11 protein-coding genes are annotated in these 12,938 nt (G+C 67.6%); 7 read left to right on the forward strand and 4 right to left on the reverse strand.

Going from position 1 to position 12,938, the window contains the following annotated elements; genetic code table 11:
• The first annotated feature begins 8 nt into the window (after nucleotides 1-8).
• Nucleotides 9-1,496, forward strand: a complete 1,488-nt coding sequence (gene xseA, locus IFE19_RS12695) for an exodeoxyribonuclease VII large subunit (RefSeq protein WP_207822852.1) — start codon at nucleotides 9-11, stop codon at nucleotides 1,494-1,496.
• Nucleotides 1,497-1,545: 49 nt separating this feature from the next.
• Here the strand turns inward: xseA and IFE19_RS12700 are convergent, their stop codons facing one another.
• Complete coding sequence (locus IFE19_RS12700; protein ID WP_207822854.1) at nucleotides 1,546-2,718, reverse strand: DmpA family aminopeptidase; 1,173 nt, start codon at nucleotides 2,716-2,718, stop codon at nucleotides 1,546-1,548.
• Between the two features lie 83 nt (nucleotides 2,719-2,801).
• Between IFE19_RS12700 and IFE19_RS12705 the strand changes: the two genes are divergently transcribed.
• Nucleotides 2,802-3,014 carry a DUF2093 domain-containing protein gene (locus IFE19_RS12705; RefSeq protein ID WP_207822857.1) on the forward strand — a complete coding sequence of 71 codons (213 nt, stop codon included), beginning with the start codon at nucleotides 2,802-2,804 and terminating at the stop codon, nucleotides 3,012-3,014.
• A 58-nt stretch (nucleotides 3,015-3,072) separates the two neighbouring features.
• Nucleotides 3,073-3,570 (forward strand): response regulator, encoded by a 498-nt coding sequence (locus IFE19_RS12710; RefSeq protein ID WP_207822859.1) that lies wholly within the window; start codon nucleotides 3,073-3,075, stop codon nucleotides 3,568-3,570.
• Between the two features lie 2 nt (nucleotides 3,571-3,572).
• On the opposite strand, the gene IFE19_RS12715 is transcribed toward IFE19_RS12710, so the two are convergent.
• Both IFE19_RS12715 and IFE19_RS12720 read right to left on the reverse strand, forming a co-directional pair.
• Nucleotides 3,573-4,499, reverse strand: coding sequence for a lysophospholipid acyltransferase family protein (locus IFE19_RS12715; RefSeq protein ID WP_207822861.1), 927 nt, complete (start codon nucleotides 4,497-4,499; stop codon nucleotides 3,573-3,575).
• Nucleotides 4,489-5,259, reverse strand: a complete 771-nt coding sequence (locus tag IFE19_RS12720; protein ID WP_207822863.1) for an SDR family NAD(P)-dependent oxidoreductase — start codon at nucleotides 5,257-5,259, stop codon at nucleotides 4,489-4,491. The genes IFE19_RS12715 and IFE19_RS12720 overlap by 11 nt, the downstream gene beginning before the upstream one ends.
• A 111-nt stretch (nucleotides 5,260-5,370) precedes the next feature.
• Between IFE19_RS12720 and tipF the strand changes: the two genes are divergently transcribed.
• Nucleotides 5,371-6,639, forward strand: coding sequence for a flagella assembly cyclic-di-GMP phosphodiesterase TipF (gene tipF / locus IFE19_RS12725; protein WP_207822865.1), 1,269 nt, complete (start codon nucleotides 5,371-5,373; stop codon nucleotides 6,637-6,639).
• A gap of 54 nt (nucleotides 6,640-6,693) precedes the next feature.
• On the forward strand, nucleotides 6,694-7,389 hold the full coding sequence (locus IFE19_RS12730) for a 2OG-Fe(II) oxygenase (protein ID WP_404822130.1): 696 nt from the start codon (nucleotides 6,694-6,696) through the stop codon (nucleotides 7,387-7,389).
• A 199-nt stretch (nucleotides 7,390-7,588) separates the two neighbouring features.
• On the opposite strand, the gene ileS is transcribed toward IFE19_RS12730, so the two are convergent.
• Complete coding sequence (gene ileS / locus IFE19_RS12735) at nucleotides 7,589-10,558, reverse strand: isoleucine--tRNA ligase (RefSeq protein WP_207822869.1); 2,970 nt, start codon at nucleotides 10,556-10,558, stop codon at nucleotides 7,589-7,591.
• 487 nt (nucleotides 10,559-11,045) lie between these two features.
• Between ileS and IFE19_RS12740 the strand changes: the two genes are divergently transcribed.
• Both IFE19_RS12740 and IFE19_RS12745 read left to right on the forward strand, forming a co-directional pair.
• Entirely contained in the window at nucleotides 11,046-11,603 is a 558-nt protein-coding gene (locus IFE19_RS12740) for a DUF3828 domain-containing protein (protein WP_207822871.1), read from the forward strand.
• A 121-nt stretch (nucleotides 11,604-11,724) separates the two neighbouring features.
• Entirely contained in the window at nucleotides 11,725-12,930 is a 1,206-nt protein-coding gene (locus IFE19_RS12745; protein ID WP_207822872.1) for a saccharopine dehydrogenase family protein, read from the forward strand.
• The last annotated feature ends 8 nt before the right edge of the window (nucleotides 12,931-12,938 follow it).

Below are 12,938 nucleotides of genomic sequence, written 5' to 3' on the forward strand. Positions count from 1 at the left end.
GTCGGGCCATGATCTCCGACGACGACTATGCTTTTGAAGGCCCTGCCGAGGCGCCGGCCGCCGCGCGCGACAACAACCCGCCCCTGTCGATCTCGGAGCTCAGCTTCGCGCTGAAGCGGACGCTGGAGGATCGCTTCGGCCACGTTCGTTTGCGCGGCGAAATCTCCAAGGTGAACCGCCACGCCTCGGGCCACGTCTATCTGACGCTCAAGGACGACAAGGCGGCCATCGACGGCGTGATCTGGAAGGGCGTGGTCAAGGGCCTGGGCGCCCAGCCGGAAAGCGGGCTGGAAGTCATCGTCACCGGCAAGATCACCTCCTACCCGGCCCGGTCCTCCTATCAGATCGTCATCGAGAGCATGGAGCCGGCGGGCGCGGGCGCCCTGCTGGCCCAGCTGGAACGCTTGAAGGCGCGCCTGCGCGACGAGGGCCTGTTCGAGCCGGGCCGCAAGAAGCCCCTGCCGACCTTCCCCGCGACCATCGGCGTCATCACCAGCCCGACCGGGGCCGTGATCCGCGACATCCTGCACCGCATCGCCGAGCGCTGGCCGTGCCGCGTCATCGTCTGGCCCGTGGTGGTGCAGGGCGACGCCGCCAGCGGTCAGGTGGCCAACGCCATTCGCGGTTTCGACGCCATGAGGCCGGACGGGCCGATCCCCCGGCCCGATCTGCTGATCGTGGCGCGCGGCGGCGGCTCGGTCGAGGACCTGTGGTGCTTCAACGACGAAGCCCTGGCCCGCACCGTGGCCGAGGCCCGCATCCCCATCATCTCGGCCGTGGGGCACGAGACCGACACCACCCTGATCGACTTCGTCTCCGACCGCCGCGCCCCAACCCCGACCGGCGCCGCCGAGATCGCCACCCCGGTCCTGGCCGACCTGCGCTGGGCCCTGACCGATCTGGAGGGCCGTCTGGCGCGGGCCGGTTCACGCCTGCTGGAGGACCGCCGCACCCGCCTGCGCGCCGCCGCGCGCGGCCTGCCCGCCCGGCCCGAGGACCTGCTGGCCCTGCCGCAGCAACGTCTGGACCATGCCGCCAGCCGTCTAGGCTCAGGCCTGCACCGCAACGTCGCCGTGCACGAGCGCCAGCTGGCCGTGGTCGGCGGGCGTCTGTCCAAGGGTCTGCTGGACCGGGCCATCGAACGACGCGGCGACCGTCTGGCGGCCTATGCCGACCGTTTCTGCCCGGCGATGAAGCGGCGGCTGGATCGCGACGAGACCCGGCTGGCCGCCCTGTCACGGGCCCTGGCCACGCTGGACCCCAAACGGCCCAAGCCCGGCTTCGCCCGCATCGAGGATGAGGCCGGCGCCATGATCGCCTCGGCCGCCGCCCTGTCGCCGGGGCAGGCGGTGCGGATCGTCTTCGGCGACGGGGCCAAGGGCGCGACCATCGACGGCGAGGGGGCGACGCCTCGTTCGGCTCCGATCACGCCGCCCCCGCCCAAGCCGGCGTCGCGCCCGAAGGCGCCGCCTCCGGGCCAGGGCGACCTGTTCTGACTCTTCCCGCTCATCCCCGTGGAGGCGGGGATGAGTAGGTAGAGGAAACCTAGCGTCCCGCCGCCAACAGCCCCTTCACCGCCTCGACGTCCAGGGCCTCGACCGTCACCGTCTGGCCGCCGATGATCGAGGTCGTGGTCTCGGCCTTGAGCAGGGAGTTGAGGATGGCCTCCTCGGTCGCTTCCACCACGGCGACGAACAGGGGCGACATCCGGTCATTGGGCCAATCGGCCACTGTCGCCTGACCCGCCCGCCGTTCCGGCGTCCGCCGCACACCCTCATGGGTGGAGAAGGCGATGGCGTAGTCGCCCGACCCGTTGGAGAAGGCCGCCCCCGTCCGCGCCAGACCGGCGAAGGCGCGGTCGGCCAGCCGCTCCAGATTGCGATCCGATAGGGGCGCATCGGTCGCCACCACGATCATGATCGAGCCGTCGGCGCGCTCGGCCTCGATCTCCTGACGCAGGTAGTAGCGGCCCAGGGGCACCCCGATCGGCGTGCCGTCCATGCTCAGCACCCCGCCGAAGTTCGACTGCACCAGCACGCCCACGGTGAAACCGCCGAGGCTGGCGGGCAGCTTGCGCGAACTGGTGCCGATGCCGCCCTTGAAGCCGAAGGCGATGGTGCCGGTTCCGGCGCCGACCGCGCCCTGCTCGACCGGGCCCGGCGTCGCCGTCTCGATGGCTCGCACCACGTCGGCGGCGGTGACGACGCGCGCGCGGATGTCGTTCAGCCCGCCGTCGTTCGTCTCGCCCACCACGGCGTTGACCGAGCGGATGTCCTCGTGCCCCGGTTGCTTCAGTGTCCAGTCGAGGATTCCGTCGATCCCTCGCGCTGTCGACAGGGTATTGGTCAGGACGACGGGCGTCTCGATCTCACCCAGCTCCTGCACCTGAGTAGCCCCGGCCAGCTTGCCGAAGCCGTTGGCCACCGACAGCCCCGCCGGAACCTTGTCGCGGAACAGGTCGCCGCCGTGCGGCAGGATCGCCGTCACCCCGGTGCGGACGCTGTCGCCCGACCGCAGCGTCACCTGCCCCACACGCACCCCCGCCACGTCGGTGATGGCGTTCAGCGGCCCCGGCGACAGGACGCCGGGCGCCCGACCCAGGTCGCGGATCGTCGGCCGGGCCTGATCCGGTTCAGCCGCGACCGGCCCCGTCGCCAGACTGGCGGCCAGGATCCCCGACAGGGCCAGGGCGGTCGGCAGGGAGTGTCGGCGGGGCATCGGCGTCTCCGTTCGTCCGCTTCTTTCAGATGACAGCGATTCGCCCCTCGTCTCGCGTCGCGAGCCATGCCAATCATTTGGTCATGACGACGCCTGCTTCGCCTCCCGTTTCGCCCTCGCCCGCCACCCTGCATTACGGCGACGGCGAGTTCGCTGTCCTGCGCCCGGGCGCCTATGTGACCTGCGCGGTCAGCGGCGTGCCCATTCCGCTGGCGGCCCTGCGCTACTGGTCAGTGGAACGGCAAGAGGCCTACGCCAGCCCTCTGGAGTTCATGGCCGCCGCCCGCGACGCCTGAACCCGACAACCCCTATCCCTCATGGCGGCCTGTCGGCTGCCAGATCGTGTCATTTCCCATGTCCGCCCTGAACTCGCTCGACATCCTCCTCGCCGACGACAATCCGAACATGCGGGCCATCGTATCGGCCATGCTCAAGTCCATCGGCGTGGGCCGTGTGCGCGAGGTCGAGGACGGTTCAGCCGCCCTGGAGGCGTTGAGGGTTCGCCCCGCCGACCTGGCCATCGTGGATTTCCGCATGCTGCCGGTGAACGGCGTGACCTTCACCCAGATGATCCGCAAGGCGGAGGACAGCCCCAACCCCTACCTGCCCATCATCATGATGACCGGCCATTCCGAGAAGCGGCACGTGACCGAGGCGCGCGACGCCGGCGTGACCGAGTTCGTCACCAAGCCGGTGAACGCCCCGGCGCTTCTGGCTCGCATAGAGGCGGTGATCATGCGTCCCCGCGCCTTCATCCGGGGCGGCGACTATTTCGGCCCGGATCGACGTCGCACGCAGCGCGAACACTACGCCGGCCCGTTCCGACGCGCCGACGACGCCGTGATCGACTAGCCCTAGGAAGCCTTCAGCGCCTCATAGACCTTGGGCGGCCAGCGCTTGTGGACCCAGAACCAGTCCACCGGATGCTCGCGCACCCGTTCCTCGACGAAGCGGTTGACCGCCTGGACGCCCGCCACGACGTCGGCCGCCTTGTCGCCGGTATCCGGTACGGTGATCGGTTCATGCGCGGTGACGCGGAAACGCACGCCGGGCAGGCGCACCACTGACAGCGGCTGGATCACCGTGCCGAACTTCAGCGCCAGCCTTGCCGCGCCCGGCGAGGCGTTGACCGGCTGGTCGAAGAACTCGACCTCGGGGCCCTGGCTGTATTTCTGATCGACCAGCAGGGCGATGGACTCGCCGCGCTTCATCCCCGCCATCAGCTCACGCGTGCCGTCGCCCTTGGGGGCGAACAGCTTGATGCCGTAACGCTCGCGGCTCTGGCGGATCAGGGCGTCGACATAGGGGTTGTTGGCCGCGCGATAGGTGACCTGGCACGGCACGCCCGCCGCCATGATGACCGCCGCCATGACCTCGAAATTGGCCAGATGGCCCGAGATCAGGACCACCGGCTTGCCGCTGTCGCGCACGGCGTGCAGCCGCTCCAGCCCCACGATGTCGATGCGTCCGCTCTCCGGCGTCAGGCGATCCATGACCGCCAGTTCGGCGAAGGTGCGACCGGTCTGCTCCCACTGGTCAACGGCCAGCCGCTCGCGCACGGCGGGGTCCATGTCGGGGAAGGCGATGCGCAGGTTGCGCGTCACTGTCTTGTGCGTGCCGGTCAGCGGCCCGAGCCAGCGCAGCAGCTTGCCGCCGAAACCGGAGGCCCCCTCGACGCCCAGCGCGCGCAGGAAGGCGAACAGGACCTTGAAAGCCACGGCTTCCAGCCGCCAGTTCAGGTCCTGCAGGAAGGAGACCTTGTTTTCACGCTCACCAGGCAATCGTCAGTCCGCCGTCCACAACCAGGGTCTGTCCGGTCACATAGGCCGAGGCAGGGCTGCACAGATAGACCGCCGTGCCCGCGATTTCATCAGGCTGGCCGATCCTTTTCAGAGGGGCGGGCTCGGTCACCGTCTTCAGCAGTTCCGGGTTCTCCCACAGGTATTTGGCGAAATCGGTCTGGACCAGGCCTGGGGCGATGCAGTTCACTCGCACGTTCGACGGCCCGTATTCCACCGCCAGATTGCGCGCCAGCTGCATGTCGGCGGCCTTGGAGATGTTGTAGGCGCCGATCAGGGCGTTCCCGCGCAAGCCCCCGATGGAGGAGATGATCAGGATCGCGCCATCCTTCCGCTCCAGCATCTGCGGCGCGATCATCTGGATCAGCCAGTGGTTGGAGATGACGTTGTTCTGAAGGATCTTCTCGAACTGGTCGTCGGCGATGCCCGCCATCGGCCCGGCGTAGGGGTTGGTCGCAGCGTTGCAGACCAGGATGTCGATCTGGCCGAAGGCGCTGTTGGTTTCGTCCACCAGCCGCTGCAGGTCTTCTTTCGAGGCGATGTTGGCGGGGATGGCGATGGCGCGGCCAACGCCATGTCTGTCATTGATGGCGGCCGCGACGTCCTCGCACGGCCCGGCCTTGCGCGAGGAGATGACGACGCGGGCGCCGTGCTCGGCCAGACGTTCGGCGATGGCCTTGCCGATGCCCTTCGAGGAGCCGGTGATGATGGCGACCTTGCCGCTCAGATCGAACAATTCCATGCGTTAACCTCCCTTGGGGCCGGATTTCTGTGTCCCAACCCTAGCCGTTATCTCTAGTTAGACCGATACTCGGCCGATTCCATAAGGGAAAGGCGGCTCGACACCGGCCCCATGCGCAAGATCACCGGCGGTTTTCTGTTCTTCGGCTACCTGTTCATCGCCCTGACCATCGGGGCGGCGATCTGGCGCGCCGGTCTGGGCGCGGGCCCGGGCGCGGCCGGGGTGCTGGGCGCACTGGGGGTTCTGGTCGGGCTGCACGCCGTGATCGCCGGCATCCTGGACCGCCGCGCCCTGCGCAAGGAGATCGCCAAGGTCCGCGAGGCGCACCGCCTGCTGGCCGACGCCATGGAGTCGACGCAAGGCGCCCTGACCGAGCTGGCCGAAGCCATCGAGAGCGGCGCCCTGTCCAGGACCGAGGCCCTGACCGGCGAAGTGCGGATGCTGGAGGGCCTGGTCCAGCAGATGAGCGACTCGATCGACGAGCGTCTGGCCTCCTCGCCCATCACCGCCGACACCTATGAGGGCCGTCGTCAGGTCCAGTCGAACACCCTGCTGAAGACCGTCCACGACGCCCTGACTGAAAACCGCATCGACCTCTATCTGCAGCCGGTCGTCACCCTGCCGCAGCGCCGGACCGTCTTCTACGAGAGCTTCACCCGCCTGCGCGACCCGTCGAACCGGGTCATGATGCCGGCCGAGTATCTTTCGGTGGCCGAGGGCGAAGGCCTGCTGCCCGCCATCGACAACCTGCTGCTGTTCCGCTGCGCCCAGATCGTGCGCCGACTGGCGCGTCAGGACCGCAAGGTCGGGGTTTTCTGCAACATCTCCCTGGCCTCGCTGGGCGACGAGACCTTCTTCCCTCAGTTCCTCGACTTCCTCAGCCAGAACCGCGACCTGAAGGACGCCCTGATCTTCGAGCTGGGCCAGGCGACGTTCGAAGCGCGCGGCGCGTCCGAGGCCCGCAACATGGCCAAGCTGGCCGACCTGGGCTTCCGCTTCTCCATCGACAAGGTGCAGACCCTGGATCTGGACTTCGCCGACCTGCAACGCTCGGACGTGCGCTTCATCAAGATCGCCGCCGACCTGCTGATCGAACAGCTGCTGGATCTGGACGGCGCCGCGCCCCTGGCCACCCAGCCCGACATCCAGGCCGCCGACTTCGCCCCCCTGACCCGCCGCTACGGCCTCGAACTGATCGCCGAAAAGGTCGAGAGCGAGAAACAGGTCGTCGACATCCTCGAGCTGGACGTCGCCATGGGCCAGGGCCACCTGTTCGGCGAGCCCCGCGCCATCAAGGAAGCCGTCCTTGCCGAGACCGACCCGCCCACCGAGTTCGTCCGTTCGACGCTGAAGTCGGCCGAGCAGCGCCGCCGGTTCTGATCCCGCAGCCGAAAGCCGCCAGACAGGCCGCGCGGGTCGCTGTCTATGGCGCCCATGACCGACGCTGCTTCTCCCCTCGACTGGCCCCGTATCGCCGATGATCTGAACGCCCGGGGCTGGGCCGTGGTCGGACCGCTGCTGACGCCCACGACCTGCGAGGCCCTGCAAGCCCTCTACGACCAACCCGAGCGGTTCCGCAGCCGCATCGTCATGCAGCGCCACGGCTTCGGGCAGGGCGAGTATCAGTATTTCGCCACCCCCTTGCCCGATCCCCTGCCCCGGCTGCGAGCGCGGCTCTATGAAGGTCTGGCCCTCATCGCTAACGACTGGGCGGCGCGGCTGGATCGGCCGGGCTTCCCCGACAGCCTCGACGAGCTGACCGCGCAATGCCGCGCGGCGGGCCAGACGCGGCCGACCTCGCTGATGCTGCGCTACGGCCCCGGCGACTACAACCGGCTGCATCAGGACCTCTACGGCGATCTGGTCTTCCCGTTGCAGGCGGCCATCCTGCTCAGCGATCCGGCCGATTTCGAGGGCGGTGAGTTCGTGCTGGTCGAGCAGAAGCCCCGCTCGCAGTCACAGGCCCATGTCGTGCCGCTGAAACAGGGCGAGGCGGTGATCTTCGCCGTGCGCGAACGTCCCGTCGCCGGAACGCGCGGCGACTACCGCGTGCAGATGCGCCACGGCGTCAGCACGGTGCGATCGGGCAAGCGGATTACGTTGGGGCTGATCTTTCATGACGCGAGTTGAGGAACGCGCGGTTCCTCTTTCCTCCCCATTCCATGGGGAGGTGGCGCGGCGCTGAAAGCGACGTGACGGAGGGGGCGGCGCTACGCGATGCAGGACAGGAGGGCGGCGTCGTCGCCTCCACCACTTCGTGGTCCCCCTTCCCCATGAAATGGGAAGGAAAGAAAAAGGCCCCTCCGTCGAAACGGTGGGGCCTGATCCCTTAAGCCTTCTGCGCGTCCAGCCAGCGGACGGCGTCGGCGTCGCGGGCCGACAGGTCGGGGTAGTCGGCGTCCGATCCGACGTCCGGCACGCGGCGCCACGAGCGGGCGCACTTGGGATGGTCGGCCAGCTTGACCTCGACGGTGACGGCGTCGCCGCCGACCACAAGCTCAGCGCCCGAGGTGCGGAAGACCTCGGCGGCGTCCAGACCCTCGAAAGGCGCCAACAGCTCAGCCGGGGCCGTGACCACCGGCCAGGCGTCCAGGGCGCCGCCGATCAGCTTGTCGCGACGCGCGGCTTCCAGCGCCTCGTTGACCACTTCCAGCACCGTGTTGACCCCGGCCCAACGACGGGCTTCGGCATCATGTCGCCACGTATCGGTCGTCTGCGGGATCACCCGCGCGCAGTTGGTGCCGGCGTCCGGGAAGCGGGTCGTCCAGGCCTCGTCCATGGTGAAGGGCGTCAGCGGGGCGAGCCAGGCGGTCAGGCGGCTGAAGACCTCGTCCATCACCGTGCGCACGGCGCGGCGGCGGACGCTGTCAGGACGGTCGCAATAGAGGCTGTCCTTGCGCACGTCGAAGTAGAGCGCCGACAGGTCGCCCGAGCAGAACTCCAGCACCGGACGGATCACATCCTGGAAGCGGTATTCCTCATAGGCCTGACGCACCTGACCATCCAGTTCCCACAGACGGTGCAGGATGAACTGCTCCAACGGCGGCATCTCCGAACGATCAAGGCGCTCGGTCTCGTCGAAGCCGTTCAGCGCGCCCAGCAGATAGCGGACGGTGTTGCGCAGCTTGCGATAGGCGTCGACCGTGGTCTGCAGGATCTGCTTGCCGATGCGCTGGTCGTCCGAATAGTCGACCAGGGCCACCCACAGACGCAGGATGTCGGCGCCCGACTCCTTGATGATGGTCAGGGGGTCGGTGGTATTGCCCCGCGACTTCGACATCTTCTCCCCGTTTTCATCCAGGGTGAAGCCGTGGGTCAGGACGGCCTTGAACGGCGCGCGACCGCGCGTGCCGCAACCTTCCAGCAGCGACGACTGGAACCAGCCGCGATGCTGGTCCGAGCCTTCCAGATAGAGATCGGCGGGCCAGTGCGACGGGCGGTCGCCCGCATAGCCGTTCGCCGCCGTGCGCGGGTCCAGCGTGAAGGCGTGGGTCGAGCCGCTGTCGAACCAGACGTCGAGGATGTCGGTGACCTTCTCGAACCGCTCGGGATCGTGCGCGCCCAGGAAGTCGGCGTCGGGGGCCGAGAACCAGACGTCGGCCCCGCCCTCGGCCACGGCCTTGACGATGCGGGCGTCGACCTCGGGGTCGTGCAGGGGCTGGCCGGTCTGCTTGTCCACGAACATGGCCAGGGGCGTGCCCCAGGCGCGCTGACGGCTGATCAGCCAGTCGGGACGGCCCTCGACCATCGAACGAATGCGGTTCTTGCCCGCCGCCGGGTGGAAGGCGGTGGCGTCGATGGCGTTCAGGGCCCGGTCGCGCAGGGTGTTGTCGTCGTCCAGCGCCTCATCCATGCGGATGAACCCCGAATTCTTGGAGTTTAGTGGTTCATCCATTCGGATGAACCACTGGGGCGTGTTGCGGAAGATGATCGGGGCTTTCGAACGCCAGGAGTGCGGATAGGAGTGCTCCATCCGGCCGCGCGCCAGCAGATTGCCGGCCTCGATCAGCTTTTCCATCACCGTGCCGTTGGCGGGACCGAACTTTCCGGTCTTCTTGCCCTCGGTTTCCAGCACCTTCAGCCCCGCGAACAGGGGGACGTGGTCGTAATAGGCGCCGTCGGGATCGACCGTCTCCGGCACCTCGCGGTGGCCGTGGGCCAGCCAGACCGCGTAGTCGTCCGCGCCGTGGCCCGGCGCGGTGTGGACGAAGCCGGTGCCGGCGTCGTCGGTGACGTGGTCGCCCGCCAGCAGGGGCACCGAGAAGCCGTAGCCGCTGTCCAGCGCCGCCAGCGGGTGGGCGCATTCCAGACCCGAGGGGTTGATGGCGTCGACGCGGGTGAAGCCGCTGATCTTGGCGGCCTTGAACACGTCCTCGGCCAGCTTGTCGGCGATGATGAAGCGGTCACCAGGCTTGGCCCAGGGCTCGTAGTCCAGGCCCTCCTCAAGCGCCGTGACCTCATAGAGGCCATAGGCGATCTCGGGGCCGTAGCTGATGGCCCGGTTGGCCGGGATGGTCCAGGGCGTGGTCGTCCAGATCACCACCGAGGGCGTGGCCGCGCGGAAGGACAGCAGGTCATCCGGATGGCTGTCGGTCGCGCCGACCACCGGGAACTTGACCCAGATCGTGGGCGAGACGTGGTCGTGATACTCGACCTCGGCGTCGGCCAGGGCCGTGCGCTCGACCGGCGACCACATGACGGGCTTGGAGCCGCGATACAGCTGGCCCGTGTTCTTGAACTTGTGGAACTCGGCGACGATGGCCGCCTCGGACGTGAAGTCCATGGTGGCGTAGCGGTTGGCGAAGTCGCCGGTGATCCCCAGGCGCAGGAACTGGTCGCGCTGCAGGTCGATGTATTTTCCGGCGTACTCGCGGCAGGCGGTGCGGAACTCTTCCTTCGACACCTCGTCCTTGCGGCGGCCCTTGGCGCGGAACTGCTCCTCGATCTTCCACTCGATCGGCAGGCCGTGGCAGTCCCAGCCCGGCACGTAGTCGACGTCATAGCCCAGCAGGAAGCGCGAGCGGACCACGAAGTCCTTCAGCGTCTTGTTCAGGGCGTGGCCGATGTGGATGTCGCCGTTGGCGTAGGGCGGACCGTCGTGCAGCACATAGAGCGGCGCCTTCTGGGCCTGACGCGTCGCACGCAGATGGCCATAGAGGTCGCCCCACTGGGCCAGGATTTCCGGCTCTTTCTTGGGCAGGCCGCCCCGCATGGGGAAGGGCGTCTCGGGCAGGAAGACGGTGTCGCGATAGTCGCGGCCAGCTGCGTCGGAGGCGGTGTCGTTGGTGGCGTCGGCCATGGGGTAATCTTTGTCTTTTGCGCGGGCGCCGAGGAGGCGGCGCGAACGCAGTCTAGCGTGAAGGCCGTTGAACGGCATCGGCGATATTCGATCCCGACGTGCGCGGGGCTGACCAGCCCTGGCGCTACGCCGGGCGGCTAATCGAAATCGGACGGATCACGCGAACGGTCATGGTTGAAACCGTCTAGCAGAGGAGGCCACCCGCGCGCCATCCCCGCGCGGCCAAAGCTTGTCTTTAGGCGCGGCTGACCGGATAGTCCTCACTCGAGGTTGACGGGAGGCTTTGAATGGTCCGGACTGCGACGACACCCCGCTCGAAAGCCCTCTGGGGCGTGAGCCTTTCGCTGTGGCTGCTGGCCGGGACAATCGGCGTCAGCGCCTTCACCATGAACATGGGCGCCGTCATGCATGACATCTATTGCCAGGATCACTAGCGACCCTGCGGTCACCGCGTCGTCCAGGAAATGACAGGCAAGGAGCCGTTGGCATGCGTATTCAAGTCTTGGTGACGGCGACGGTGCTGGCCCTGACGGCGACGGCCTGCTCTCCCGCCGAGGACAAGGCGCCCGCCCCGGCCGAAGCGCCGCTGACCGGGCGGGCGACCATCTATGCCGCCGGCGAGCAGAGCGCCGAGGCTTTCGCCCGCGCCCTCTATGCAGACGCCGCCGCGCCTGTGGCCAACGATCCCGCCGCGGCGGCGATCAGCCCCGGTCGCGACCCGCTGTATTCGCGCACCATGAACGCCCTGATCGGCGTCGACTTCCGCGAGGCCGAGGCCAAGAACGAAGTCCCCTATCTGAACTATGATCCGATCTGCGCCTGTCAGGACGCCGACGGCTTCGCCCTGACCGCGCTGAAGATGACGCCCGACGGCGACAAGGCGGCCACCGCCGAAGTGGCCTTCACCAACCACGGCCAGACCCATCAGCAGACGCTCAAGCTGGTCAGGGAAGGCCCCATGTGGCGCATCGCCGACGTCGTCGACGCCAAGGGCAAGTCCCTGCACGACGCCCTGATGGCCATCGCCGAGAAGGCCGAGGGCTGAGCCCGGCAACCCCTGCGACACGCGACCGTTAGCGATCCTGTCATCATCGTGTTAAGAGCCCCGCCCTTTATAGCGGCGGCGGTGTCGCCAAAGCAGTTTCAGACTTCGGGAGAAGCCACACATGAGCAGGGTGCTGGTTATCGGTGCAGGCGGCGTCAGCTCCGTCGCGGTCCACAAGATGGCGATGAATGCGGACATCTTCTCGCATATCACCCTGGCGAGCCGCACCAAGTCCAAGTGCGACGCCATCGCTGAATCCGTGAAGTCGCGCTTTGGCGTGACCATCGACACGGCGGCCATCGACGCCGACGATGTCGCCGCGACCACGGCCCTGATCCAGTCGGTCAAGCCGGCTCTGGTGGTCAACCTGGCCCTGCCCTATCAGGACCTGTCGATCATGGACGCCTGCCTGGCCGCCGGCGTCAACTACCTCGACACGGCCAACTATGAGCCGCGCGACGAAGCCAAGTTCGAATACAAGTGGCAGTGGGCCTATCAGGAGCGCTTCAAGGAAGCCGGCCTGATGGCGCTGCTCGGCTCGGGCTTCGACCCGGGCGTGACGTCGGTCTTCGCCACCTACACCAAGAAGCACCTGCTGGACCGGATCGACACGCTCGACATCCTGGACTGCAACGGCGGCGACACGGGTCTGCCCTTCGCCACCAACTTCAACCCGGAAATCAACCTGCGCGAAGTGACCGCCAACTCGCGTCACTGGGAAAACGGCCAGTGGGTCGAGGGCCCGGCCCTGTCGCACAAGCAGGCTTTCGATTTCGAGGGCGTGGGTCAGAAGAACATGTACCTCATGTACCATGAGGAACTGGAATCCCTGGCCAAGTTCTACCCGGAAATCAAACGCATCCGCTTCTGGATGACCTTCGGCGACAGCTACCTGAAGCACCTGGAAGTGCTGGAAAACATCGGCATGACCTCGATCGAGCCGATGATGTTCCAGGGCCGCGAGATCATCCCGATCGAGTTCCTGAAGGCCCTGCTGCCGGAACCCTCGTCGCTGGGTCCGATCACCAAGGGCAAGACGAACATCGGCACCATCGCCACCGGCGAAAAGGACGGCGTCGCCAAGACCTTCTACGTCAAGAACATCTGCGACCACGAAGCCGCCTATGCCGAAACCGGCAACCAGGCTGTCAGCTACACCACGGGCGTTCCGGCCATGATCGGCGCGGCCATGATGCTGACTGGCGCCTGGAAGGGCGACGGCGTCTTCAACATGGAGCAGCTGGACCCCGATCCCTTCATGGACATGCTGAACAAGCATGGCCTGCCGTGGACCGTCGAAGAGCTGGACGCTCCTCTCGCTTTCTAAGACCTGAG

Origin of the sequence: Brevundimonas pondensis (genome assembly GCF_017487345.1) — a bacterium.
GTDB classification, from domain to species: Bacteria; Pseudomonadota; Alphaproteobacteria; order Caulobacterales; family Caulobacteraceae; genus Brevundimonas; species Brevundimonas pondensis.

Excerpts from the sequence above, each read along its gene's own strand:
- IFE19_RS12740 (WP_207822871.1), top strand. The coding sequence starts at position 11,046 with ATGCGTATTCAAGTCTTGGTGACGGCGACGGTGCTGGCCCTGACGGCG.
- ileS (WP_207822869.1), bottom strand. The coding sequence starts at position 10,558 with ATGGCCGACGCCACCAACGACACCGCCTCCGACGCAGCTGGCCGCGAC.
- IFE19_RS12700 (WP_207822854.1), bottom strand. The coding sequence starts at position 2,718 with ATGCCCCGCCGACACTCCCTGCCGACCGCCCTGGCCCTGTCGGGGATC.
- IFE19_RS12720 (WP_207822863.1), bottom strand. The coding sequence starts at position 5,259 with ATGGAATTGTTCGATCTGAGCGGCAAGGTCGCCATCATCACCGGCTCC.
- xseA (WP_207822852.1), top strand. The coding sequence starts at position 9 with ATGATCTCCGACGACGACTATGCTTTTGAAGGCCCTGCCGAGGCGCCG.
- IFE19_RS12710 (WP_207822859.1), top strand. The coding sequence starts at position 3,073 with ATGTCCGCCCTGAACTCGCTCGACATCCTCCTCGCCGACGACAATCCG.
- tipF (WP_207822865.1), top strand. The coding sequence starts at position 5,371 with ATGCGCAAGATCACCGGCGGTTTTCTGTTCTTCGGCTACCTGTTCATC.
- IFE19_RS12730 (WP_404822130.1), top strand. The coding sequence starts at position 6,694 with ATGACCGACGCTGCTTCTCCCCTCGACTGGCCCCGTATCGCCGATGAT.
- IFE19_RS12705 (WP_207822857.1), top strand. The coding sequence starts at position 2,802 with ATGACGACGCCTGCTTCGCCTCCCGTTTCGCCCTCGCCCGCCACCCTG.
- IFE19_RS12745 (WP_207822872.1), top strand. The coding sequence starts at position 11,725 with ATGAGCAGGGTGCTGGTTATCGGTGCAGGCGGCGTCAGCTCCGTCGCG.